Origin of the sequence: Salinigranum salinum (assembly GCF_009176545.1) — an archaeon.
Classification (GTDB): domain Archaea; phylum Halobacteriota; class Halobacteria; order Halobacteriales; family Haloferacaceae; genus Salinigranum; species Salinigranum salinum.
Genome location: NZ_VTOJ01000002.1, coordinates 484538 through 507703, shown reverse-complemented (window position 1 = coordinate 507703; position 23166 = coordinate 484538). Strand labels below are relative to the sequence as shown.

General features: G+C 69.2%; 22 protein-coding genes. 13 read left to right on the top strand and 9 right to left on the bottom strand.

All coding sequences use genetic code 11. The annotated features are described in order from the left end of the window. The first annotated feature begins 20 nt into the window (after positions 1 to 20). Positions 21 to 218: a hypothetical protein gene (locus FZP69_RS14155; protein ID WP_152042052.1), complete on the top strand. Its 198-nt coding sequence runs from the start codon at positions 21 to 23 to the stop codon at positions 216 to 218. 42 nt (positions 219 to 260) lie between these two features. On the opposite strand, the gene FZP69_RS14150 is transcribed toward FZP69_RS14155, so the two are convergent. Together FZP69_RS14150 and FZP69_RS14145 are read right to left on the bottom strand one after the other, a co-directional pair. Next, a complete protein-coding gene (locus FZP69_RS14150) occupies positions 261 to 1223 on the bottom strand; it encodes an NAD-dependent epimerase/dehydratase family protein (RefSeq protein ID WP_152042051.1) in 963 nt (320 codons plus the stop codon). A gap of 161 nt (positions 1224 to 1384) precedes the next feature. Further along, the gene (locus FZP69_RS14145) at positions 1385 to 3079 is read right to left on the bottom strand and encodes a thiamine pyrophosphate-binding protein (RefSeq protein WP_152042050.1); all 1695 of its coding nucleotides are present in this window, start codon (positions 3077 to 3079) and stop codon (positions 1385 to 1387) included. A gap of 224 nt (positions 3080 to 3303) precedes the next feature. Here FZP69_RS14145 and FZP69_RS14140 point away from each other — a divergent pair, with 224 nt between their 5' ends. Further along, the gene (locus FZP69_RS14140) at positions 3304 to 4068 is read left to right on the top strand and encodes an IclR family transcriptional regulator (protein WP_152042049.1); all 765 of its coding nucleotides are present in this window, start codon (positions 3304 to 3306) and stop codon (positions 4066 to 4068) included. A gap of 246 nt (positions 4069 to 4314) precedes the next feature. Here the strand turns inward: FZP69_RS14140 and FZP69_RS14135 are convergent, their stop codons facing one another. Then, positions 4315 to 5199: an enoyl-CoA hydratase/isomerase family protein gene (locus FZP69_RS14135; RefSeq protein WP_152042048.1), complete on the bottom strand. Its 885-nt coding sequence runs from the start codon at positions 5197 to 5199 to the stop codon at positions 4315 to 4317. Beyond that, on the bottom strand, positions 5196 to 6077 hold the full coding sequence (locus FZP69_RS14130) for a 3-hydroxyacyl-CoA dehydrogenase family protein (protein ID WP_152042047.1): 882 nt from the start codon (positions 6075 to 6077) through the stop codon (positions 5196 to 5198). The genes FZP69_RS14135 and FZP69_RS14130 overlap by 4 nt, the downstream gene beginning before the upstream one ends. Before the next feature lie 136 nt (positions 6078 to 6213). On the opposite strand from FZP69_RS14130, the gene FZP69_RS14125 reads away from it, so the two are divergent. Then, entirely contained in the window at positions 6214 to 7212 is a 999-nt protein-coding gene (locus FZP69_RS14125) for a hypothetical protein (protein ID WP_152042046.1), read from the top strand. Positions 7213 to 7292: 80 nt separating this feature from the next. On the opposite strand, the gene FZP69_RS14120 is transcribed toward FZP69_RS14125, so the two are convergent. Continuing rightward, positions 7293 to 7712, bottom strand: a complete 420-nt coding sequence (locus tag FZP69_RS14120; RefSeq protein WP_152042045.1) for a spore germination protein GerW family protein — start codon at positions 7710 to 7712, stop codon at positions 7293 to 7295. A gap of 129 nt (positions 7713 to 7841) precedes the next feature. Here FZP69_RS14120 and FZP69_RS14115 point away from each other — a divergent pair, with 129 nt between their 5' ends. Continuing rightward, positions 7842 to 8987 carry a thiolase family protein gene (locus tag FZP69_RS14115; protein WP_152042044.1) on the top strand — a complete coding sequence of 382 codons (1146 nt, stop codon included), beginning with the start codon at positions 7842 to 7844 and terminating at the stop codon, positions 8985 to 8987. 50 nt (positions 8988 to 9037) lie between these two features. Here FZP69_RS14115 and FZP69_RS14110 read toward each other — a convergent pair whose 3' ends face one another. Continuing rightward, complete coding sequence (locus FZP69_RS14110; protein ID WP_152042043.1) at positions 9038 to 10495, bottom strand: zinc ribbon domain-containing protein; 1458 nt, start codon at positions 10493 to 10495, stop codon at positions 9038 to 9040. Then, complete coding sequence (locus tag FZP69_RS14105; RefSeq protein ID WP_152042042.1) at positions 10492 to 11655, bottom strand: thiolase domain-containing protein; 1164 nt, start codon at positions 11653 to 11655, stop codon at positions 10492 to 10494. The genes FZP69_RS14110 and FZP69_RS14105 overlap by 4 nt, the downstream gene beginning before the upstream one ends. Before the next feature lie 197 nt (positions 11656 to 11852). On the opposite strand from FZP69_RS14105, the gene paaK reads away from it, so the two are divergent. Next, positions 11853 to 13145 (top strand): phenylacetate--CoA ligase PaaK, encoded by a 1293-nt coding sequence (paaK, locus tag FZP69_RS14100; RefSeq protein WP_152042041.1) that lies wholly within the window; start codon positions 11853 to 11855, stop codon positions 13143 to 13145. 95 nt (positions 13146 to 13240) lie between these two features. Here paaK and paaI read toward each other — a convergent pair whose 3' ends face one another. Continuing rightward, positions 13241 to 13696, bottom strand: coding sequence for a hydroxyphenylacetyl-CoA thioesterase PaaI (gene paaI / locus FZP69_RS14095; RefSeq protein ID WP_152042040.1), 456 nt, complete (start codon positions 13694 to 13696; stop codon positions 13241 to 13243). A 569-nt stretch (positions 13697 to 14265) separates the two neighbouring features. On the opposite strand from paaI, the gene FZP69_RS14090 reads away from it, so the two are divergent. Continuing rightward, positions 14266 to 14742, top strand: a complete 477-nt coding sequence (locus FZP69_RS14090) for a MaoC/PaaZ C-terminal domain-containing protein (RefSeq protein ID WP_152042039.1) — start codon at positions 14266 to 14268, stop codon at positions 14740 to 14742. 26 nt (positions 14743 to 14768) lie between these two features. Here the strand turns inward: FZP69_RS14090 and FZP69_RS14085 are convergent, their stop codons facing one another. Then, the gene (locus FZP69_RS14085; RefSeq protein WP_152042038.1) at positions 14769 to 15290 is read right to left on the bottom strand and encodes a VOC family protein; all 522 of its coding nucleotides are present in this window, start codon (positions 15288 to 15290) and stop codon (positions 14769 to 14771) included. Between the two features lie 56 nt (positions 15291 to 15346). Between FZP69_RS14085 and FZP69_RS14080 the strand changes: the two genes are divergently transcribed. From FZP69_RS14080 to FZP69_RS14050, 7 genes are all read left to right on the top strand, one after another. Then, positions 15347 to 16351: an LLM class flavin-dependent oxidoreductase gene (locus tag FZP69_RS14080; RefSeq protein ID WP_152042037.1), complete on the top strand. Its 1005-nt coding sequence runs from the start codon at positions 15347 to 15349 to the stop codon at positions 16349 to 16351. 205 nt (positions 16352 to 16556) lie between these two features. Further along, complete coding sequence (locus FZP69_RS14075) at positions 16557 to 17828, top strand: ABC transporter substrate-binding protein (RefSeq protein WP_152043388.1); 1272 nt, start codon at positions 16557 to 16559, stop codon at positions 17826 to 17828. A 1-nt stretch (position 17829) separates the two neighbouring features. After that, positions 17830 to 19800 carry an ABC transporter permease gene (locus tag FZP69_RS14070; protein WP_152042036.1) on the top strand — a complete coding sequence of 657 codons (1971 nt, stop codon included), beginning with the start codon at positions 17830 to 17832 and terminating at the stop codon, positions 19798 to 19800. Next, complete coding sequence (locus tag FZP69_RS14065) at positions 19793 to 20596, top strand: ABC transporter ATP-binding protein (RefSeq protein WP_152042035.1); 804 nt, start codon at positions 19793 to 19795, stop codon at positions 20594 to 20596. The genes FZP69_RS14070 and FZP69_RS14065 overlap by 8 nt, the downstream gene beginning before the upstream one ends. Then, positions 20593 to 21363, top strand: coding sequence for an ABC transporter ATP-binding protein (locus tag FZP69_RS14060; RefSeq protein WP_240137638.1), 771 nt, complete (start codon positions 20593 to 20595; stop codon positions 21361 to 21363). The genes FZP69_RS14065 and FZP69_RS14060 overlap by 4 nt, the downstream gene beginning before the upstream one ends. Positions 21364 to 21520: 157 nt before the next feature. Then, the gene (locus FZP69_RS14055; protein ID WP_152042034.1) at positions 21521 to 22609 is read left to right on the top strand and encodes a hypothetical protein; all 1089 of its coding nucleotides are present in this window, start codon (positions 21521 to 21523) and stop codon (positions 22607 to 22609) included. Between the two features lie 118 nt (positions 22610 to 22727). Then, positions 22728 to 23117, top strand: coding sequence for a PaaI family thioesterase (locus tag FZP69_RS14050; RefSeq protein ID WP_152042033.1), 390 nt, complete (start codon positions 22728 to 22730; stop codon positions 23115 to 23117). The last annotated feature ends 49 nt before the right edge of the window (positions 23118 to 23166 follow it).

Sequence of the window (23166 nt, the reverse complement as noted above, 5' to 3'; positions counted from 1 at the left end):
TCCGCGAGAGAGTCGACGATATGACACTCCCCGGCTACGACCCCGACGATCTCGACACCGAACTGGAGGCGGCGCTCTCGGAAGGCGACCTGAACACGTACCTCGATCCGGACGAGCGCGCCCGGTACGAGGAGGGCGAGAGCATCGTCGACCTCCTCTCCGCCGAGGAGATCTCGGAGATCCTCGGCCTCGACGAGGCCGGGCGGTCGACCGAGTGACGGTCGCCTCGCGCGGTCGCTCGGAGCGCGCTCGAACGCGGCTCAGACCGGATCGAGACCGCGCTCTTCCCGGAGAACGTTGATGTAGTCGCGGAAGCCGCGTTCGAGCCCGTACGCCGGTTCGTACCCCATATCCTCTTGCGCTGGGGTCATGTCGAGTCGCTGGGTCCAGGGGAGTTCGCCCTCGTCCGAGACGGTGAGGTCCGCGTCGGGCACGATCCGCTCGACGGTCTCGGCGGCCTCGCGGATGGTCGCCAGCTCCCCACGGACGTTGTACACCCGCTGGGTCAGGTCGTCCTCGGGCGTGAAGGCGGCGAGTCGGAACGCCTGCGCGATGTCGCGGACGTGTTGCCAGTCGATGACCTGATCGCCGTACTCCACCGAGAAGGGCTCGCCGAGGGCGGGCTTCTCGACGATGTTCGCGAGGAACGCCGACCCGCCCGTCTCGCGGTAGGGCCCGTACGCCACCGTCGGTCGCAGGGCGACGTCCGAGACGCCGAACTCCTCGCGGTAGACGCGCGCCTGGTGTTCGTTGTACGCTTTCGTCGCGCCGTAGAGCGTGTCGGGCGAGACGAGGTCGTCCTCGGTGACGAACCGGTCGCCGTACTTCGCGGGTGGCGCGTACGCGGCCGCCGAGGAGGCCCACGCGACGCGGTCGACCTGATCCGAAAGGGTGCGGGCGGCCTCGAAGACGTTGTTCGTCCCCTCGATGTTCACCTGCATCGCCCCCCGCGGGTTCGACTGGGCGCTGTTGGTCAGGAGCGCGGCGAGGTGGACGACGTGGGTGGTTCCGGTCTCGCGGACCGCGCGGACGAAGTCCGTCGGGTCGGTGACGTCGCCGCGCCGGATCTCGACGTCGTCGGCGATGTCGAGCTTTTCGAGGATGCGCGGGTCCGTCGAAAGGTCGTACGCGACGACGTCGTAGCCGTGGTCGAGGAGATCTGCCGCGACGTACGAGCCGATGAAGCCGGTCCCACCCGTGACTAACACGGTCGACGATGACATGTGGAATAGGTGCCTGGGCCGCCGACAAAAGCCTTTCTCGGGGGCGTGTGTGACGGACGAATCGGTGAGCACCGCAGCGGGTCGGTTTCGGTTCCCGCCTGCGCGCGTCACAGTCACCGTCACGAACGGGACGACCGACGGCGCGAGTCGTCGACCCCGTCCTACTCGTGCAGGCCACCCACCGACGCGTAGAACGACGACTCCAGCGTCGCGGCCATGTCCTGATCGGGGTCGATCGACACGTCGATCACGGTCGCCGTCGGCGACGCCTTCGCCTCGCGCAACGCGTCGGCGAGGTGGTCTGGAGAGTCGATGTGGACGCCGTCGGCACCGAACGCCTCCGCGATCGCCGCGAAGTCGCTGTCCGGGAAGTCGACGCCGGCGATGTCGCCGGGCGCGGACTGCATCTGGCGCACCATCCCGAGACTCCGGTCGTTGAGCACCACGAACGTCGGTGCGACACCCTCCTGGACGGCCGTCTCGACGCTCGTCATCGTCATGGTGAAGCCGCCGTCGCCGGCGACCGCGATCACGTGGTCGACGCCGGTCAGCGCGGCCGACACCGCCGCCGGGTTCGCCCAGCCCATCCCGCCGACGCCGCCCGACCCGAAGTACGTCCGCACACCCGGCGTCTGCAGGTAGTTGAGGAGCCAGAAGCGGTTGTTTCCCGAGTCGGCGGTGACGACGGTGTCGGTGTCGACGACGCGTTCGATCTCCGCGACGGCGCGCTGGGGCGTCACGGGTGAGGAGTCGGCGTCGCACTCGGGCGCGTGAAAGTCCTCGCGGGCCTCGGCCGCGCGTTCCGTGGCCCAGTCCGTGTCGTTCCCGCCCGCGGCGGCGAGGTCGGCGAGGCTCTCGGCGGCGTCCCCGATCAACCCGACGTCGGCGGGGTAGACCCAGCCCGCGTTGCGTGCGTCGACGTCGGCGTGGACGATCGTCTGTTCGTCCGGGCGGATGAACTCTGGCGCGGTCCAGTTCGTGTCCATCGGGTTCAGCCGGCAGCCCACCACGAGGAGGACGTCGGCCTCGCTGACGACCTGGTTGGCACCTTCGTGGCCGAACGAGCCGATGACGCCACCGGCGAGCCGGTGGGTCTCGGGAATCGTCGACTTGCCGAGATACGACGTGACGACGACCGCCCCGTACGCCTCGGCGACGGCCTCGAGTTCGTCGTACGCCGACGCCGCGTGGACGCCGTTGCCGGCGACCACGACCGGCCGGTCGGCGTCAGAGAGCGCCTCCGCGGCGGCGGCGACGTCGCGCGCCGTGGGGCGGGCCGCCCACGTCCGGGTCTGCGCGCGATCGGCCCACACCGGCGGCGTGGGGTCGTCCGGCAGCTCGGCCGTGACGGCGTTCCCGTCGAGGATCACAGCGGTCGGGCCGGGTCGCCCGGCGACGGCGTGTTTGAACGCGAGCTGGAGGCTCCGGACCGTCTCCGTGGGCGTCCGCGGGAACCAGTGTTCCTTCGTGACGGCGTCGAGGATCTTCGGCAGCGAGAGGCCGCCGTAGTCGCCCCGCGACTGCTGGTACGGCGCCAGCGTGGAGTAGTCGCCGCGCTCTGACGCCTCGGTGATCGTCACCATCGGTGACGAGGACAGCCGTGCCTCCATCTGTCCCATGAGCCCGAGGCTCCCGATCCACGGGCCCTGTCCGGTCAGGACGCCCGGTTCGCCCGTGAGCCGACCGTGGACCTCCGCCATGACGCTCGCCTCGCGCTCGTCGCGCGGGCGGACGAGGTCGACGGTCGACTCCGGGAGGTGGTCGAACAGTTCGATGACCCGGCCGCCGGGGTAGCCGAAGACCCGCTCGACGCCCAGCGCCTCGAGCGTCTCGACGAGCCGTTCGCTCGTGTCCATCGGCGGCTCACTCTCCAGACAGATCGGCGACGCCTTCCTGCTCGCGCTCCGGTTCGGCGTCTCTCGGCTCGAACGGCCATGCGCTCACGCCACCGGCTGTGATCCGTGTCGTCATCGGTGTGTTCACCCGCGACGGGGGAACACTTTGCTCTGTCGTCGATTGGACCGCCTCGCGTGGTTCGAGCTACTCGAACACTTATGTCGGTTCAGTACGACAATCGACTATGGCTCCGGCACAGCGACGCCCGGTGACGACCGTCGAGACGACGTTCGCGCTCCTCGAACGGCTCAAGCGGGAGGGTCCGCTCGGCCCGACCGCGCTGGCCGACGATCTCGGGATGGCCAAGAGTACGGTCCACAGACACCTGCAGACGCTCGAACGTGCAGGCGTCGTCGTCTCGACGGACGAGGGCTACCGGCTCGGCCTTCGGCTGTTCGACTTCGGTGTCGCCGCACGGAACGAGCACGCACTCTACGCGGTGGCGAAGCCGAAGGTCGACGAACTGGCCCGGGAGACCGGCGAGAAGGTCTGGTGCATCACCGAGGAGGCGGGCCGCGGGATTCACCTCTACGGAGCAACGGGCGAGGGCTCCGTCCGGACCGACGCCCGCGACGGCACCCGGACGTACCTCCACCAGCACGCCGCGGGGAAGGCCATCCTCGCCCACCTCCCCCACGGGCGGGTCGACGAAATCTGCGACCGCCACGGGCTCCCGGCGCGGACGGAACACACCATCACCGACCGCGAGGAACTGTTCGCGGATCTCGACCGGGTCCGCGACCGTGGATACGCCCTCAACCGCGAGGAGTCGGTACCGAAGCTCCACGCCGTCGGCGTCCCCATCACGGACGAGGCCGGGCACGCGATCGGCGCGATCAGCGTCTCGGGTCCCTCGAGCCGACTCGCCGGCGACCGGCTCACCGACGAACTCCCGCAGCTCCTGCTCGGTGCCGCCAACGAGGTCGAGATCAACCTCAGCTTCTCTTGACCCCGATCCGTTCGAGGAACTCGAACCCTCTCCGAGGTGACGACTCGTTGAGAAAACACGGATCTCGAACTCGATCGGGCGGATCGTTACACGAATACGCGTGTAACGCGCCCATTGGACGCCGGAGAGCCGTTCGGTTTCTCGGCGTGTTCGTGTGAGTGTTCACACCGTCCGGTGTTCGATTAGTTCGAACGGTTTGGTCAGTGAGGAATCAGGACCCTCGGTCGCCGGCCGTGTCGCGAGCGATCAGCGGTCGGACCAGACCGGATCGCGGTCCTCGAGGAACGCGTCGATCCCCTCGTCCTTGTCGTCGTGGCCGAACAGCTGTGCGAACAGCTCCGCCTCGTACTCGATCCCCTGGTCGAGGTTCATTCGTGAGCCGGCCTTGACCGCCTGTTTGGCGAACTCAAGCGCGACGGGGCTCTTGTCGGCCATCGATCCGGCGAGGTCGTAGACGCGGTCGTCGAACGTCTCGTCGCCGTGCACCTCGTCGACCAGCCCGATCTCCGCGGCCTCCTCGGCCGAGACGAGTTCGCCCGAGAGCACCAGCCGCATCGCCTGCCCCTCGCCGACGAGCCGGACCAGTCGCTGCGTTCCGCCGCCGCCGGGCATGATGCCGAGATTGATCTCGGGCTGGCCGAGTTTGGCCCGCTCGTGGGCGATCCGGACGTCGCACGCCTGTGCGAGTTCGCAACCCCCGCCGAGCGCGTGGCCGTTGAGCCGCGCGATCACCGGCTGGCGGAGGTCGTCGACGTACTCGTAGACGCGGGGACGCTTGCTCGCCTCGCGCTGGGCGAGCATGTCGCGCTGGCGGAGCTCCTTCACGTCGGCCCCGGCGACGAACGCGCGCGCCTCGTCCGCGCCCGTCAGGACGACGACCCGGGCGTCGCTCGCCTCGACCGCGTCGAGGACGCGTTTGAGTTCCCGGCGGAGCGTGGCGTTCAGCGCGTTACGGGCGTCCGGACGGTTCATCGTCACCGTCGTCACGCCCACGACCCGGTCGTCGACCGCGACGTCGACCGTCTCGCAGTCGGCGGCGATCGCCGCGACGTCGTCCTGGTCGATCTCGTCGCCCGAGCCGCCCGGGTCGTTCTCGCCACCCGAGCCATCCGGACCGCCAACGTCGGTCATCGGTCCCCCTCGCCGCTGACGCCGACCCGTTCGCCGTCCTCCCAGACGTAGAACCCCTCGCCCGACTTCTTGCCGAGTTTCCCCGCGCGCACCTTCCGTTTGAGCACCTGTGGCGGACGGAACCGCTCTCCCAGCTCCTCACGGAGGTAGTCGAGGATGTCGAGCCTGACGTCGAGCCCGACGACGTCACCGAGTTCGATGGGGCCCATCGGGTGGTTGTAGCCGAGCTCCATCGCGGTGTCGATGTCCGCGGGCGAGGCGACGCCCTCCTGGACCATCCGCATCGCCTCGCAGCCGAGGGCGACGCCGAGCCGCGAGGAGGCGAACCCCGGCGAATCCGCGACCTCGACGGTGGTCTTGTCGATTCCTTCGACGAACTCGTGGGCGAACGCCCGCGTCTCCGGCGCGGTCTGTTCGGCGACGACCACCTCGACCAGCGCCATGATGTGGACCGGGTTGAAGAAGTGGAGGCCGACACCCCGGCCGGGGGTCGACAACGCGCTCAGGATGTCGGTCAGCGAGAGCGACGACGTGTTCGAGGCGATGACGGTCGAGTCGTCGACCAGCCCCTCGACCTCACGGAGCGTCTCTTTCTTGAGGTCGAGGTCTTCGGGTACGGCCTCGACGACGAGGTCGGCGTCGACCAGCGCGTCCGAGAGGGAGGTGGTGCCCGACAGTCGGTCGAGCGTCTCCGTCATCTCGGCTTCGGTCACCTTGCCGCGCTCGACCCCTCCCTCGAGGTTCGACTCGATGGCGTCGAACGCGTCGTCGACGTACGACTGTTCGATGTCCCGCACCACCACCGTGTGGCCTGCCATCGCCGACACCTGAGCGATGCCGTGGCCCATCGTGCCGGCACCGAGGACGGTCACGTGCATGGTGGAAGAGGCTGCGGCGAGTGGGATAACCGTTTGGCCCGCCCGACACCCGTCGGGAGTGAACGCCACCGGTGTCGGTTCGACCACAGCGTTCACCTCCACAAGGCCTTTGCCGCCGTTCGGGCATGTGCCCCGTATGCCACTCGCACGCCGCCGTGCCCTCGTACTGGGCGCGACACTGCTCTCCAGCGGCTGTCTCGGAACGGGTCCGTCCACGGGGGCCGAGACCGATCGGCCGACGGACCGCCCGACGGACGTCACGACCGAGACGACGTCGTCCTCGCCGACGACCGCAGATGACCGATCCGGTACGGACGGCCGGTGTCAGGCCGGCGTCCAGGTTCGAACGAGTGCGTTCGACCCGGCCGACGACCTGCTGCTCGCTCTGGGCGAGACCGAGCGGACCATCGTGGTCGAGGCCGCCGAGAACGGGCACGCCGATCACCGAACGTACGGGGAACACCCACTCGAGACCGGCGTGTTCGTCACCCACGGGGACGCGTTCTATCGAACCCGTGCCACCGTCACGGCGACGGAGCGCGTGCCCGCCTTCCCGATGGACGTCGAGTGGGAGCGCGGACAGGCGGCACCGGCGGATGCGACAGTCGTCCCGTTCGAGGAGCTTCCGTCGGTCGATCGAGAGGCGCTCCGCGTCGCGGTGTTCGACCCCGATCACGGGGAGGAATTGCCCCGGGAGGGCCTCACGGTTCGGGAGTTTCCCGCCCCGTATCCCGGTGGGGGCGACGACTCACGGATCGTCGGCACGGAGACGTGGGTCCGCTGGCGCGACCGAACGTTCCGGGTCACAGTCGCGGCCGAGGCCGAGACGACACAGGAACGACGGACCGTCCGCTACACACTCGAACGGGTGGGCGCGACCGCCGACACGTTTCGGCAGTTCGTCACCGACCAGTACCTCGTCCGGCTCGACGACCTCCCCGACGCGGGGCGGGCGATCGTCGAGGACGCGCTCGTCCGGGGGTACGAGGAGTGCAAACCGCAATCGGCGGCGCTCACCGCGCTCCGTGAACGGCTGTCCGGGGTCGAACGGCTGCCCGATCCCCACGAAGACTCGTGGTACGCCGCGCTCGGTGGTCGACGGTTTCGGCTCGAGATCGGCGGGTGGGTTCACTGATCGTGTCTGTCGTGACTGTGTACTGCTGGTTCGCCGCCCCGTCCCGGCGAGTCAGCAGTAATGGCTCACAACAGAGACGATCACCGCCACTTCCGGCCGAGCAGGTAGCCGACGGCGAGAGACGCGCCCGCGACGACGAATAGCCGTGCTCGGGCGTGGAACGGGACGAACCGCGTCTCGTCGTCGGTGATCTCGACCACGCCGATCGGCACCGTCCAGACGCCACCGCCCATCCCGCCCCCTTCGGCCCCTCCGCCCTCCTCCCGATCCTCGTTCCTCTCCGCGTTCCCGGTTCCGTCGCCGCCCGTGGGCTCGTGACCCTCTCCGTCAGTCCGCTCCGCGGGGCTCGGGCCGTATCCGCCGCCGAACCCGTACACGACCCGTGCGACAGGAACGACCGTCCGCCCGTCGCGTTCGATCGGGTCCCCGTACGCGGCGGTGACGCCCGAGTGTTCTCGTATCCGTTCCAGAACCGAAGACAACCGCTCTCGCACGCTCATATCGGTATCAGACGGGGTACGTATTGATAGAGACGCTGTCGGATCGGGCCGACTTCGCGGCGGCACCCACGGTTGCGGTCGGCCGTCCGGGACCAAGCTTCATACGCGGTCCCGTCCAACTCACGGGGCATGACCGACACGTCCCGCCGCGCCGTCGTCGTGGAGGCGGTCCGGACGCCCCAGTGCAAGAAGGACGGCTCCCTCGCCGACGTCTACCCCGAGGACCTCGTGACGACCGTCCTCGACGCGCTCGTCGACCGGATAGGGGTCGCCCCCGACGAGTGGGTCGACTTCCGCCTCGGCTGCGCCAACCAGGAGGGCGAACAGGGCCGGAACCTCGCCCGACAGTCGCTCCTCGCGGGTGGGTTCCCCGAGTCGGTGCCGGGGATGACGCTCTCGCGGCTCTGCGGGTCGTCACTGACGGCGCTGAACGACGCGGCCCGCGCGGTCGAGGCCGGCGATGGGGAGGTGTTCCCCGTCGCGGGCGTCGAACACATGTCGCGTGTCCCGTTCTCCGACTGGCTCCATCCCGCCATCACCGAACGCTACGACGGCGGCGACGGCCTGTCGATGGGCGAGACGGCCGAGACGGTCGCACGACGGCACGGCATCGGTCGGGAGGCACAGGACCGCTTCGCCCTCCGCTCGCACGAACGGGCGGTCGCGGCGGCCGCAGAGGGACGGTTCGACGACGAGATCGTCCCGGTCGAGACGTCCGACAGCCCCGTCGAGGACGACGAAGGTCCCCGTGCCGACACGTCGATGGACGCGCTGGCGAGCCTCCCGACCGTCTTCGCCGACGACGAGGCGGCGACCGTCACGCCCGGCAACGCCTCCCCTCTGACGGACGGCGCGGCAGGCCTCCTCGTGACGTCCGAACGCTACGCCGAGGAGCACGACCTGCCCGTCCTCGCCCGCGTCGTCTCCCGCGCAGCCGTCGGCGTCGACCCCGAAGTGATGGGGATCGGCCCCGTCCCAGCGACCCGCCGGGCGCTGTCGGCGGCCGACCTCGCCGTCGACGATCTGGATCTCGTCGAGCTCAACGAGGCGTTCGCCTCGCAGGCGCTGTACTGTGTCGACGAACTGGGCCTCGACGAGGACCGGCTGAACGTCAACGGCGGGGCGATCGCACTCGGCCATCCCCTGGGCTGTTCCGGTGCGCGTATCACCACGACGCTACTGCACGAACTCGCCCGGCGCGACGGGCGGTACGGACTGGCGACGATGTGCGTCGGCTTCGGGCAGGGGGTGGCGACGGTGTTCGAGCGGGTCTGAGCGGGACCGAACAGCGACGACCCAGTCTTCGGGACTCCCTCGCGACGCGCCTACCGACGGGCAGACACGGGGACGACTTTGAAGCCGTACCGGACGACGCCCTCCTGCTCGTAGATCCGACGCGGGACGGCGACGACGCGGTCGCCGACGCTCGGCGTGGCGGCCGGCGAGTCGACGACCTGCGCCGGGGCGCTCACCGCCTCGTCGCCGTCGGAGCCGTCGGGGGCGTCGAACGCGACCACGCAGACGCCGAACGCCCCCGCGCGCTGCTGGTGTTCGACGAACTCCGGTGGCGCGCCGCCCTGCCCAATCACCGTGGCCGCCTCGACAGTTCCCGTCCCCGGGAGTGAACTCGGGTCGTAGCCGTCGAGCGCGCCGCAGGCGTGACAGGCCCCTTCCGGCGGGAACGCGAGCGCGTCGCAGGCCCGACAGCGACCGGCGACGAGGCGGTGGCGCTGGGGGAGCGTTCGCCGCCACGACGGCACGCTCACGTACGCCCCGCCGCCCTCCGGTTCCGTCCCCGTGATCGTCCCCCGGCGACGGAGATACTCGGGGTAGGTGAGTTCGACGTCGCCGCCGAGCGTCGCCTCGACGGGACACTCCCCCCGGAGGACGAGCGCCGTCGCCCCGGCACCGCCGCCGTAGCCGACGAGGAGGACCGATGTCGAACCCGCGTCGAGCGCCGACGCCAGGCCGAGCAGCGGCCCCGCCGCACCCGCGTCGCCCGTCTCCGAGACGACGGTCCCCGCGGCGATCTGGTCGGTCGAGAGGCCGACAGTCCCCGCGACCCGGTACGGCAGTCGGCCGTTCGGCGCGGTGAGCGCCGCGGCGTCGACCTTCGCGACGTCGGTTTCGAGCGCCTCGACCGCGTCCGCGACCGTGTCCTTGTACGCCTCCCGTTCGTACTGCGTGATGCCGACCGACTCCGTCGTCGCACGCCCCCGGCGGCGGAAGCGCGTCCCCGGAACCGGGTCGGACGCCTCGCCGACCGTGTCGACCGTCATCGACCCTCCGTCGTCGACGTCGTCGACGCCGTCGAGGACGATCGCGCCGGCACCCGCCCCCGCCGCGGCCTCCTCGTCGCTCTCGGGAGTTCCGCGGGGTGCGTCGGCGACGACGACGAGCGCCGGGCCACCGACCGCGCGGTCGTCCGAGCAACTCGCGGCGACTGCGGCCACTCCCGCCCGGGTGCCGCCACCGTACTGCCGGGTCGTCTCCGGCGTCGACCCGAGCAGCGACGCCAGGCGCGGACACAGCTCTTCCTCGTCGTTCGGTGGGGTCGTCGTCGCGACGGCGAGGTGGGCGATCTCGTCCCCGTCGACGCTCGCCGCGTCGAGCGCACGTGTCGCCGCCTCGACGCCCATCGTCACGGCGTCCTCGTCGGCGTCCGGCACCGCCGTCCGGTCGATCCCCCGGGGGCCGCCGGTGCCCCACGCCTCGCGGTACGCGCTCGCGGGGAGGAACAGTCGGGGGACGTACGCCCCGACGCCCGTGACGTGCCGGGTCACGGCGACGCACCTCCCTCGAGCACGTGGACGACGGTCGCCCCACCGCTCCCGCCGACGTTGTGGGCGAGTCCGATGTCGGCCCCGGAAACCTGGCGGTCGCCCGCCCGCTCCGTCAACTGGTCGAACAGTTCGACGACCTGTCCGGTCCCGGTCGCGCCGATCGGGTGGCCCTTCGACTTCAGGCCACCCGAGGGGTTGACGGGCAGTTCACCGTCGAGTTCCGTCACGCCGTCGTCGATCAGCCGGGGGGCCTCGCCGGGGTCGCAGAAGCCGAGGTCCTCGTACGCCAGCAGTTCGGCGATGGCGAAGCAGTCGTGGACCTCGGCGACGTCGATGTCTGCGGCGTCGATGCCGGCCATCTCGTACGCCGCCTCGGCGGCTCTTCGGGAGGAGGCGATCGAGGTGTAGCTGTCGCGCTGGAAGAGGCCGACGCGCTCGGAGGCAGCACCCACGCCTGCCACCCGGACGGCGTGGTCACACGACGCCGCGACGTCCGCGCTGGCGACGACGACCACGGCGGCCCCGTCGGTGGTGGGACAGCAGTGGTAGAGGTTCAGCGGCTCGGCGACCATCGGTGCCGAGCGGGCGTCGTCGAGCGAGCACTCGAAGCCGAGGTGTGCCTTCGGGTTCTTCGCGCCGTTGGCGTGGTTCTTCACCGCGACCTTCGAGAAGTGGTCGGGAGAGGCGTCGTACGCGTCGAGATACGCCGACGCCATCTGGGCGTACACGCCCGAGAAGGTCGTGCCCGTGAGTCGTTCCCACTCGGTCTCGCCGCTGACGCCGAGCCAGTACTTCGAGACGTCGCCCGAGAGGTCGGTCATCACCTCGAACCCCCCGGCGACCACCACGTCGGCCATCCCGCTCTTCACCGCCTGGACGGCGCTCCGGACGGCGTAGCCGCCGGCGGCACAGGCGTTCTCGACCCGCGTGCAGGGGACGCCGTGGAGGCCGACGTGTTCTGTCACCGCTGGCCCCGACAGCCCGATCTGTCGCCCGCCGACACCGAGCGTGCCGACGACCGCCTCGTCGACGGCCGCCGCGTCGAGATCGGCCTCCGTCATGGCCGCCTCGTAGGCCGTCGTGAACAACGAACGGTAGCTCTCGTCGGGGAACGCACCGTACCGCGACTGGCCCGCGCCGACGACGTACGCGTCTCGCATGGCCCCCGGTTGCGTGGTCGGAGACAAATAGGTTCGGCCCGCGTGTCACGCGGCGGGCGAGGGCGACACGAGTGGACCCATCGCGGCGTCCGCTCCTGTCGGTCGGTGCGCTCCGACGTGCGTCGTGACCGACGGGAGAGCCGACGCCGGTGGTCGGACCCAACGTTTTTTATCACAAACAATCGTCCGTTTCGCCTATGGTGTACGACAGCGTCGAGACCGCCTCGCGCGAGGAGCTACGGGAGATCCAGGACGAGCGGCTGCGAGCGACCGTCGAGAACGCCTACGAGAACGTCGACTACTACCGACGCGCGTTCGACGAACGGGGGATCACCCCCGACGACATCGACGGCGTCGACGACATCCACGAGCTCCCGTTCACCACGAAGGAGGACTTCCGCGACGAGTACCCCACCGGGCTGTTCGCCCGCGACATGGAAGACGTGATCCGCATCCACGCCTCTTCGGGGACGACGGGCAAGCCGAAGATCGTCGGCTACACCCAGGAGGACCTCGACGTCTGGACCCAGGCGGTCGCGCGGTGTCTCGTGGCCGCCGGCGTCGACAGCACGGACGTCGTGCAGAACGCCTACGGCTACGGGCTCTTCACCGGCGGACTCGGCCTCCATCAGGGTATCGAGGAGATCGACGCGACCGTCATCCCAGTCGGCGGCGGCAACACCCAGCGGCAGGTCGAACTGCTCACCGACCTCGAGAGCGACGTGCTCACCTGTACGCCGTCGTACTCGCTGTACCTCGCGGAGGTCGCCGAGGAGATGGGCATCGACGTCCACGACCTGCCTGTCCGGCTGATCCTCTTCGGCGCGGAACCCTGCACGGACCCGATGCGCTACGAGATCGAAGAACGCCTCGGCGTCAAAGGGGTCGACATCTACGGCCTCTCGGAGATCGTCGGGCCCGGCGTCTCTATCGAGTGTATCGAGGCCCAGAACGGCCTGCACATCTGGGAGGATCTCTTCTACCCCGAGGTCGTCGATCCGCGGACGGGCGACCCCGTCGAGGAGGGCGAGGAGGGCGAACTCGTGTTGACGACGCTGGCGAAAGACGCCCTGCCCGTCCTCCGGTACCGGACCGGTGACCTGACCACGCTCGACTACGACACCTGCGAGTGCGGGCGGACCGCCGTGCGGATGGACAACGTCACGGGCCGGGCGGACGACCTGCTCATCGTCCGTGGCGTCAACTTCTACCCCAGCGAGGTCGAGGACGTCGTCCTCGAGTTCGACCAGGTCGCCCCGCACTACCGCATCGACCTCGACCGCGAGGGAAACCTCGACACCGTCGAACTGACCGTCGAACTCGTCGAGGACTTCGCAGGGGACGTCGACGACCTCGAAGCCCGAATCGGGACCCGCCTGAAGAACGTCCTCGGGTTCACGCCCGACGAGTTCCACCTCGTCCCCTACGGCGACATCGCCCGGCAGGAGACGGGCAAGGTCCAGCGGGTGTACGATCACCGCGGGGACTGATCCCTCCGGACCGCCCCCATCTCCGTCGGGACCGCCTCCATCTCTGTCGGGACTGCCTCCATCTCCGTCGGGACCGCCTCCATCTCCGTCGGACGTCAGTCGTCGAACCGATAGACCCGCCCGCGGAACGTCGCCACGGGATCGCCGGTTTCGTCGGTGACCCGGACGTCGTACGCCGCGGTCCGTCCCCCCAGGTGCGTCTCCTCGGCAACCGCCCGGAGCGTCTCGCCCACGTCGACAGCCGCGAAGTAGGAGATGTTCGTCTCCAGCGCGACCGCCGTCTTCGACCCTGTGTTCGACGCCGCCGCGAACGCTGCGTCGGCTAGCGCGTAGACAGCGCCACCGTGGGGCGTCCCGTGGAAGTTCAGGTGACGCTCTTCGACCGTGAGCATGGTCTCCGCGTAACCGGGGTGCACGGACGCGAGGTCGATCCCGACCGTCTCGCAGAAGGGGTCGTTCGACGCGCGCTCGGCGATCTCGGCGACCGGGTTCGTGTCCTCGTCGTCGGCCGCCACGTCGGTCTCGTCGGAGTCGGCTGCGTCGTCGGTCATGCTCTCTCGTCGTTCCCCCGGTGCAAGTAGGCGTCGGCGTCCAGGGTCCGAGCGAGGGACGAGGATGACGACGTGAACCGGGGCGTCGAGCGTGGGATGGCGTGTGAGTGGCCCCATACTGTGCCTGGAGTCGCCCCCGGTCGGGCTGAGAGTCCCACACGGTACCCAGTGCGCGGCGAGAAGCCTCGCCCTCCCCAGCCGGTACGGCTGGGACGATGCCCAGCCGAAGCCCACCGGAGCGACGCAGTCGCTCCGAGCCGTTCGTTCCCCTCACGAAGACCTCGCGCGATCCCTCGCTCCCGTTGGTCGCTCGGTCCCGCACGCCGACCAGTCGACGGGGTCCGTGCTCGTGTCTCGCAGTGGCGCGACGGTCGCGACTCCGTCCGCGTTCCCACGATCGAAGCGAGTGAGCGAACCGAGTGGGGAGGACCGTGGGATTCCGCCGCGTCCGCGTCCCGCACGACAGTGAGCCGTCGGACCGACCGGACCGCGGATCTCCGGGGAGACGTCGACGGCGCCACCGCACATCTGGGGTAAAGCGATTTATCCGAGGCGCGAGTGGGGCGGGTATGGCCTACAGCTACGAGCCGCACTACTTCGAGGACTTCGAGGTCGGCAAGACGTTCGAGACCGTCGGGCGGACGATCACCGAGACGGACTTCGTGATGCACTCGGCGCTGTCGGGCGACTGGACCGAGTTGCACACGAACCGGGAGTACGTGAAGGACACCCAGTTCGAGGGCCGCATCGCCCAGGGGCCGATGACGTTCGTCCAGGCAACGGGGCTGGTGTACCGCTCGGGCATCGTCGAGCGGACCGCCGTCGCCTTCCTCGGGATGAACTACATGGATCTCCCCGCGCCGGTGTACATCGACGACACCGTCTCGCTGGAGATGGAGGTCACGGAACGCAAGGAGCTCTCCCGCGAGGACGCCGGTCTCGTCGTCCTCGACTGTACGCTCACCAACCAGGACGACACGGTCGTCCTCGCGGGCGACATGAAATTCCTCATCAAACGCCGGGATGCGGAGGAGACGGACGACTGAGAGGCGCGACGAGCCCGGCCGCCGCGTCAGCGCTCGTCCCCGTTCTCTCTCTCGTCCCCGAGCGGCTCCCCGCGGACGAACAGCGCCTCGTCGGGCCCGCGCTCGCGGTAGTCGTCGTGGTACGCCATCAGCTGGAACAGCGTCCCGGTCGGGTTGCGCGGGGAGACGAACGCCTCGGTCCAGCCGTCCTCGACGGCGTAGCCTACCACCCGCTCGCCGGCGGCCTCGAGTCGGTCGACGGCGGCGTCGACGTCGGTCACTTCGAGGGTGACGTGGTGGAGGCCCGGGCCGTGATCAGCGAGGAACCCGGTCAGGAACGACTCGCCACCGCTCTCGACGGGGGCGACGAGTTCGACTCGCGAGGCGTCGCCCAGCGTGTACGTCGCCCACTCGAACGTCCCGGCGGGGACGGTCTCGCGGTGGACGGGCGTGCAGCCGAGCGCACGGAGCGTCGCCTCGGCCGCGTCGACGTCGTGGACCGCGATGCCGACGTGGTCGACGCGGGCCGGCGGCATCGGTGGCAGGTCCCCGGATTCGCTGTCGGTCATGCGTGACCACACGTCACCCTCCCAATGCTTAACCACCACGGCGAACAGTCACAGGCATGAAACTCGGCACGGGACTGTTCACCTGCCAGCGACGCCCGGGCGACGACCGCTCCGGGGTCGAGATCTACGACGAGATGCTGACGCTTGGCCGGGCGATCGACGACGCGGGACTGGCGAGCGCGTGGGTCTCCGAACACCACTTCACCCCCGACGACTACCTCGCGGGGACGATGCCGGCGCTGGGGGCGCTCGCGGCCGTCACCGACGGGACCGAGATCGGGACGTGCATCGCCCTCGCGCCGCTGTACGATCCGGTGCGACTGGCCGAGGACGTCGCCACGGTCGACCTGCTCTCGGGGGGCCGAACGACGCTGGGGCTGGCCATCGGCTCGAACCCCCGGGAGTTCGAGGCGTTCGGCGTCGACCTCGACGAGCGCGTCGATCGCCTCGTCGAGACGGTCGACCTCGTCCGGGCGGCGTGGTCCGACGGCCCGCTCGGGATCGAACCACGGTTCCACGACGTCACTCCCGACGTGGACGTGACGCCGAAACCCGCCCACGACGTGCCGGTGATGCTCGGCGGGTCGGCGAAACCCGCGGTCCGTCGTGCCGCCCGGATCGGCGACGCCTGGTGTGCCCCGTCCTCGCTCTCCGTCGAGGGCGTTCGAAAGCGCGTCGAGGACATCCGGCGCGTGCGCGAGGAGGAGGGGCTCGACGACGACTTCCAGGTGTACGTCCTCCAGCACGGTTTCGTCGACGACTCGCGTGAGGAGGCGTGGGCGGCGATGCGCGAGGGGTACCTGTACATTCAGCGTCGCTACGCCGAGATCTTCTCCGGCGAGTCGGTCGACGAACTCCCCGACGACCGGGTGCAGGAGTTGCGAGACCAGGCCATCTACGGGACGCCGGACGACGTCGTCACCGAACTCGAGGCGTACCGCGACGCAGTCGGCGACGACGTCCACTTCGTCTTCCGGACCTACCACCCGGGGATCGGCACCGAGCGGATGGTCGAATGCATCGACCGGCTGGGCGACGAGGTCGCACCGCGGATCGCCTGACGCCGCACGACGTCGTATCGTCGGTGCCGGAGTCGACGCGAGTGGGTCGCGTGGATTCGAAGTGAGACGACGGCGACGGAGTCGACGCGGGCGAACAGACGCGGGTTCGACGTGGTTCGTTCACGTGGTCCACCACGTCCGCCGCGAAAGACACGAACATTTATTAACGACACCCCGGTTGGTGTTGACACCCACAGCATACACCATGGTCAGAGACGGTTCTTCCGCGAACGCCGGCCCGGGGCCGCGTTCGTCACGACGGTCGTTCGTACAGGCTGCGGGCCTCGCCGGCGTCGCGGGCCTCGCTGGAGTCGCGGGCTGTCTCGGCGGCACCGCTGGCGGAGGTGGCGGCACGCAGAGCATCACCTACGGCGTGATCAGCCCCATGACCGGACCGTACGGTGGGCTCGCCGTCGGGCAGCGCAACGGCGCGAAACTCGCCATCCAGCACGTCAACGAGAACGACGACCTCGACGTGGAGATCACCGGGGTGTACGAGGACACCGAGGCCGATCCCGCCACGGGGAGACGGAAGGCGCAGTCGACGGTCGAACAGGACGGCGCCTCGTACCTCATGGGCGCCATCTCCTCGTCGACGGCGCTCGCGCTCAACGAGTTCGCCCTCGAGCAGGAGGTCATCTACAACCCGGGCGGCGCCGCGGTCCCGATCACGGGATCGAACTGCAACGAGTTCGTCTTCCGCGCCGAGACCAACACGGCCCAGATGGCCGAGGCGATCTCCGACTACACGGCCAACGAACTCGGGACGAACGTCTGGTTCCACATCGCCGACTACGCCTACGGCGAGTCGGTGATGAACCGCGTCGAGTCCCGGATGAAACAGGGACGCGACGTCAACGTCGTCGGCCGGAGTCGGTCGCAGCTGGGCGCACAGAACTTCAACTCGTACGTCAGCCAGATCGCCAACTCGGACGCCGACGTCGCGGTGCTCGGGATGACCGGTGGCGACCTGATCAACTTCGTCAAACAGGCGGCGGGCCAGGGGCTCAAGGACCGGGTGGCGCTGATGTCGCCGACGATGACGTTCGCCGTGGTTCGCAACGCGCTCGGCGAGGCCGCCTACGGCACCTACGGCGGCGTCAGATACCTCCCGACGCTCGAGACGGGAAACAACCAGGAGTTCGTCTCCGCCTACCAGGAGGCGTACGACGGCCCGCCCGACAACTTCGCCCGCGTCGCGTACATGTCGATCACAATGACGGCCCAGGGAATCGCCGAGGCCGGGACGACCGATCCGGTCGAGGTGAAGGACGCCCTCGCCGGCCTGCGGATGGATACGATCCTCGGCGAGAACGAGTTCCGTGCCTGCGACCACCAGGCGATGAACCCGGTGTGGGCGGCCGAACTCGTCGCCCCCGACAGCGGCGGCGGGCCCGCGACGGTGAACACGGTGAAGAAGGTCGAAGGCGCGGACGCACTGCCCGCCTGCGGCGAACTCGGCTGTAACCTGGGCTGAGATGTCGGTCGTCACGGGCCTCGCCGAGCAGGTGCTCAACGGGCTCACCGTCGGGATGGTGTACGTCCTCCTCGCGGCGGGACTGTCGATCATCTTCGGCGTCATGGACGTCATCAACTTCGCCCACGGCGAACTGTTCGCACTGGGCGCGTATCTCGCGTTCGCCATCGCCGGTCCCCTGGGAGGGACGGGTTTCTGGGTCGCGCTCGTCGTCGCCCCGCTGCTCGTCGGCGTCGTCGGGATGGGGATCGAACGCCTCACGGTGAAGCGGCTCTACGGGCGGGACCCGCTGTATCACATCCTCCTCACGTTCGGGCTGGTGCTCATCATCAACGACCTCATCACGGCCGTGTGGGGCAAGTCCGCCCAGCCCTTTGCCATCCCCGCGCTTCTCGACACGCCCGTCGCCTTCCTCGGGTTCAGCTACTCGCTGTACAACTACGCGATGATCGTCTTCGGCGCCGCGCTCGCGCTCGGTACGTGGCTCCTGCTCAACCGAACCCGGTTCGGGATGATCGTCCGCGCCGGCTCGGAGGACCGCGAGATGGTTCGCACCCTCGGTATCGACATCGACAAGTACTACACGCTCACGTTCGGCTTCGGTGCCGCCCTCGCCGGCGTCGCGGGCATCGTCCTCGGCGCGTTCCAGAACGTCAGTCCGACGATGGGATCGTCCGTCATCATTCCCGCGTTCGTCATCGTCGTCCTCGGCGGGCTCGGCTCCTTCAGAGGCGCGGTCGTCGGCGGGCTCTTCGTCGGCGTCGTCCAGACGCTCGCCCGCACGTACACGCCGTTTCTGGAGGGGCTCGTCGTCTTCCTCCTCATGATCGCCGTGTTGCTCGTGCGACCGACGGGGCTGTTCGGGACCTCCCACGAGGGCGGCGGTCACAGCGGTGCCCTGCTCCACGGCGCACGCGGGGGCGTCCTCTCCGCCGCGACCCGGGCGAAGCTCGGCTACGCCGCTGTCGGTGCCCTCGTGCTCGTACCGCTGTTCGCCGAGGTGACCGGCAACGCCTACACCGTGACGCTCCTCGAGGACATCCTCATCTGGGCGCTGTTCGCGCTCAGCCTCGACCTCGTGCTTGGATACGCGGGGCTGGTGTCGCTCGGTCACACGCTCTTCTACGGGGTCGGAGCGTACGCGGCCGTGCTCACGCTCTTGCACCTCTCCTCGTCGATGTTCGTCGCGCTGGCGGTCGCCATCGCGGTCTGCGCCGCCCTCGCGTGGGGGATCGGCTTCCTCTCGATCCGCGTCTCCGGCGTCTTCTTCGCCATGATCACGCTCGCGTTCGCCGAACTCTTCTTCAACGCCGTCTTCAAGTTCGACTTCACAGGCGGCTCCGACGGGCTGTTCGGCGTCGACGGTCTCTACGGCTTCGCGGGCGTCGGCGTCGACCTCTCGACGTTCGAGGTTGCGCTCGGGCCGATCCTCGTCGACGGTGGGGTGGTCCACTACTACTTCCTCCTCGCGGTCGTCGTCGGGTCCTACCTGCTCGCGCGACGGCTCATCCGCGCGCCGTTCGGCTCGGTGTTACAGGCGATCCGCGAGAGCGAGGAGCGCGCGTCGTTCGTCGGCTACGACGTCACCGTCTACAAGCGCCGCGCGTTCGTCGTCAGCGGCGGGCTCGCGGGGCTCGCCGGCGGCCTGTTCGCCACGAACAACGGCTACGTCGCGCCCGCGTTCCTCCACTGGATCAACTCCGGCGAAGTGATCGTGATGACGGTTCTCGGCGGGATGGGCACCCTGTACGGCCCGATGCTCGGTGCTGGCGTCTTCGTCGCCAGCGAGGACGTCCTCTCGTCGTACGTCGAGCAGTGGCGGCTCGTCATCGGCGTCCTCTTCGTCCTGTTCGTCATCTTCGTCCCCCGGGGGCTGGTGTCGCTCCCGCGGACCGTCCTCGACCACCCGACCGTCCGGTCGCTGCTCCGCGACGGGACGGGCGTGACCGACCGGGAGGCCGAGCATGAGTGAGTCAGACGCGGCCACGACCGCGGCCGCGGACTCGACGGACGCCGTCCTCCGCACCGAGGACCTCACCCGGCGGTTCGGCAGTCTGGTCGCCGTCGACGACGTGAACCTCACCGTCGAACGCGGCGAGTTCCGCAGTCTGATCGGGCCGAACGGCGCGGGCAAGACCACGACGTTCAACCTCCTGACGGGCGCGCTCGTCCCGAGCGAGGGTCGGGTGTTCCTCGACGGCGAGGACGTCACGGGGCTGGCACCGCACGAACGGGTCGCTCGAGGCCTGGGACGATCGTTCCAGATCACCAACGTCTTTGGCGGACTGACGGTCCACGAGAACGTCCGTCTCGCCGCCCAGGCCACCCGCGAGGGGGGGTTCGCTCCCGTCGACGAGTTCCTCCGGGGGGCCGACTCGTTCGACGACGTGAACGAGCACACCGCGCGGGTCCTCGATCGGTCGGGCCTCCGCGACCGCGCGGGGGAGGTGGCAGACGCGCTCGCGTACGGCGACCGCCGCCGCCTCGAGATCGCTATCGTGCTCGCGACGGACCCCGAGGTCGTCCTCCTCGACGAACCGACCGCGGGGATGGGTGCCGAGGAGACGCGGGCGACGATGGACCTCATCGACGAGGTGCTCTCGGACCGGACGCTCGTCCTCATCGAACACGACATCGACCTCGTGATGCGCGTCTCCGACCGGATCACCGTGTTACACCGTGGACGGGTGCTCGCGGAGGGGACGCCGGAGGCGATCGCCGACGACGAGGCGGTGCGCGAGGCGTACTTCGGAGGTGTCGAGGTGTGAGTTCGGAGCCGACCGATGCCGGGACCGCTCCCGAGCACGCCGGCGGGGACGCGCTGCTTTCGGTCCGCGACCTCGTCTCGGGGTACGGGTCGACGCGCGTCCTCCAGGGCGTCGACCTCGACGTGCCCGAGGGGGCAGTCGTGAGCCTCATCGGCCGCAACGGCGTCGGCAAGACGACGACGCTCCGGACGATCCTCGGGAACGTCACGCCCACCTCGGGGTCGGTCACCTTCGACGGGCAGGACGTGACGGAGCTGTCGCCCGAGAAAACCGCGCAGGCGGGCATCGCGCTCGTCCCCGAGGAGCGGCGGATCTTCCCCGGACTCACGGTCACCGAGAACGTCGAAATCGGACGGCTGGGTGGGCGACGTGGCGTCGACAAGCCCTCGGTCGACGCGATCGTCGACGAGTTCGAGAACCTCCGCCGCCACCGCGACAGTCGCGGGTCGTCGCTTTCGGGCGGGGAACAGCAGATGCTCGCCATCGCTCGCGCGCTCGTCTCCGCACCGCGGCTGTTGATGCTGGACGAACCCACGGAAGGACTGGCCCCGACCATCGTCGAGCAGGTCCAGCGGAAGATCGACGAGCTCAATCGCGAAGGCACGACGATCCTCCTCGTCGAACAGAACGTCGGCGTCGCCCTCCGCGTCGCCGACTACGTCTACATCCTCGACAAGGGACGGGTCGTCCACGAGGGCGAGGCCGAACGCGTGGCAGCGAACGACGCGGTGCTCGACCGGTACCTGGGCGTGTCGACGACGGAGTGAGCGGAGCGAGGACCCACTGTTATTTGTCACCGGTGGAAACACTCGTTCGGACAACGGTATGCGAACACCGAAACCGAAACGAGAATCCGAGAGTCACCCACTGCGGAACGCTGTCTCGATGGTGTGCTGTCTGGTGGTTCCGGTCGTCTGGAACGCCATGAGGTTCGCCGGTGATGCGCTCGCGCGGCTCGTCGCCGGGCTCGTCGCGGTAGTCGTTGGCCTGCCGCTCCTGCTGCCGGTTCTGGCGGTGAAATGGATGCTCCCTCGGTCGGAACGAATACTCACCCCGATCGTCGATGGACTCAAAGACGTCTGTTACTGGTGGCCCCGAACTCTGTTGCGAGGCGCCTGGCACGCGTGCGTCGCGGTGGTTGAGTGGACGGCGATCGTCGCGATCGTCACGAGTCTCGGCGTCGCTCGGGTGGTGGTCGGCATCTGGCGGGGCGACCGCCCGGGATCCGACCTTCCCACTCGCGCGAAACGCGGGGTCGGACGACTCGGTGATCTGTCGTTCTACGCCCTGGGTGGGTTGCTGATTCTCCTCCTGTCGGTCTCGTACGTGTCGGGGAAGATCGGGCGGCTGTTCCGGCAGGCGAACCGCTCGACAGAGCGGCTCGTCGAGTACTTCGTGACCGAGCGGGAACTGGAGAACCTCCGGGCCGACGTTCGTGCGTGGGCGACGCGGCGGATGGAACTGACAGGGGCCTTCGAGGAGGTGGATTCGATGGAGGCGGAGGAACTCGTCGAGGAATCGCAGCGGAGACGGACGGAGACGAAAGAAGACATCGGCCGAGGCGAGTTTCTGAGTAGCGTGCTCATCGCGGTGTTCTCGCTCGGGCTTACGTTCGTTCCATCGCTCGAGACCGTCCGACTGGGCGCGATCACCGTGTTCGGGACCGAGGTCGGGCTGAGCCTGCTCTCCGTGTGCCAGGTCCTCGTCTCCGTCGTGACGCTCCTGTTGCTCCTCTCGGTCGTGATCCGGATCCGCGTGATCGACTACTTCACCATCGAGGACGTCTCGACGGCCGACGAGATGAGCGAACTGGTCTTTGCGGCGAGCTGGAACGCGACGTTCGCGACGTCACTGCTCGTGGTCCCGATCGGCATCCTGTTCGGCGAGACTACCTCGTTCGGACGGGACGTCGACGATTCGACGATCGAGGAGAGCCTCGAATCCACAACCCTTCGCGGGCGCGTCTTCCGCGACATCTGTGCGTCGATAGAGGAGTCACACCCCGACCGATAGACCGGGTCGCGAGCCGTCCCATCGTCGTCCCGGCCGCCTCGACCCACCCGGGCGAGAACACTGGCCGGTCCGCGACGAACGGGGAAACGACGAAGAGCCACGGCGACGAGGGAGGGGTATGGACATCGAGGTGTTCTTCGAGTCGATGCCGTTCGCGAAACTGCTCGGCGTCGAACTCACCGACGTCGGCGACGGACACGCCGAGGGGCGGATCGAGATGCGCGAGGAGCTGTCGTGGAACGCGGATCGGGTGATGGCCCACGGCGGCGTCACGTTCACCCTCGCCGACACGGTCGGCGGCGCGGCCCTCGTCTCCGTGGTCGACCAGCCCGTTCCGACCATCGACATGCGGATCGACTACCTGAGCGCGGGGACGGGCGACCTCCGGGCGAAGGCGGACGTGGTGCGCGTCGGCGGCGACGTCGGCAGCGTCGACGTCGACGTCTACGCCGAGGGCGACGGGGACGAACACGTCGCGCAAGCCAGGGGAGTGTACAAGACGGGGTGAGGCGGCCTCCGTCGCGCCATGCCGGATAAACACGAAACGGTTCGGTCGC

Coding starts and splice junctions, on each gene's coding strand:
- FZP69_RS14075 (WP_152043388.1), top strand. CDS start 16,557: ATGGTCAGAGACGGTTCTTCCGCGAACGCCGGCCCGGGGCCGCGTTCG.
- FZP69_RS14090 (WP_152042039.1), top strand. CDS start 14,266: ATGGCCTACAGCTACGAGCCGCACTACTTCGAGGACTTCGAGGTCGGC.
- FZP69_RS14135 (WP_152042048.1), bottom strand. CDS start 5,199: ATGACCGACGTTGGCGGTCCGGATGGCTCGGGTGGCGAGAACGACCCG.
- FZP69_RS14130 (WP_152042047.1), bottom strand. CDS start 6,077: ATGCACGTGACCGTCCTCGGTGCCGGCACGATGGGCCACGGCATCGCT.
- FZP69_RS14155 (WP_152042052.1), top strand. CDS start 21: ATGACACTCCCCGGCTACGACCCCGACGATCTCGACACCGAACTGGAG.
- FZP69_RS14145 (WP_152042050.1), bottom strand. CDS start 3,079: ATGGACACGAGCGAACGGCTCGTCGAGACGCTCGAGGCGCTGGGCGTC.
- FZP69_RS14150 (WP_152042051.1), bottom strand. CDS start 1,223: ATGTCATCGTCGACCGTGTTAGTCACGGGTGGGACCGGCTTCATCGGC.
- FZP69_RS14115 (WP_152042044.1), top strand. CDS start 7,842: ATGACCGACACGTCCCGCCGCGCCGTCGTCGTGGAGGCGGTCCGGACG.
- FZP69_RS14125 (WP_152042046.1), top strand. CDS start 6,214: ATGCCACTCGCACGCCGCCGTGCCCTCGTACTGGGCGCGACACTGCTC.
- FZP69_RS14055 (WP_152042034.1), top strand. CDS start 21,521: ATGAGGTTCGCCGGTGATGCGCTCGCGCGGCTCGTCGCCGGGCTCGTC.
- paaK (WP_152042041.1), top strand. CDS start 11,853: ATGGTGTACGACAGCGTCGAGACCGCCTCGCGCGAGGAGCTACGGGAG.
- FZP69_RS14085 (WP_152042038.1), bottom strand. CDS start 15,290: ATGACCGACAGCGAATCCGGGGACCTGCCACCGATGCCGCCGGCCCGC.
- FZP69_RS14080 (WP_152042037.1), top strand. CDS start 15,347: ATGAAACTCGGCACGGGACTGTTCACCTGCCAGCGACGCCCGGGCGAC.
- FZP69_RS14050 (WP_152042033.1), top strand. CDS start 22,728: ATGGACATCGAGGTGTTCTTCGAGTCGATGCCGTTCGCGAAACTGCTC.
- paaI (WP_152042040.1), bottom strand. CDS start 13,696: ATGACCGACGACGCAGCCGACTCCGACGAGACCGACGTGGCGGCCGAC.
- FZP69_RS14120 (WP_152042045.1), bottom strand. CDS start 7,712: ATGAGCGTGCGAGAGCGGTTGTCTTCGGTTCTGGAACGGATACGAGAA.
- FZP69_RS14140 (WP_152042049.1), top strand. CDS start 3,304: ATGGCTCCGGCACAGCGACGCCCGGTGACGACCGTCGAGACGACGTTC.
- FZP69_RS14065 (WP_152042035.1), top strand. CDS start 19,793: ATGAGTGAGTCAGACGCGGCCACGACCGCGGCCGCGGACTCGACGGAC.
- FZP69_RS14070 (WP_152042036.1), top strand. CDS start 17,830: ATGTCGGTCGTCACGGGCCTCGCCGAGCAGGTGCTCAACGGGCTCACC.
- FZP69_RS14105 (WP_152042042.1), bottom strand. CDS start 11,655: ATGCGAGACGCGTACGTCGTCGGCGCGGGCCAGTCGCGGTACGGTGCG.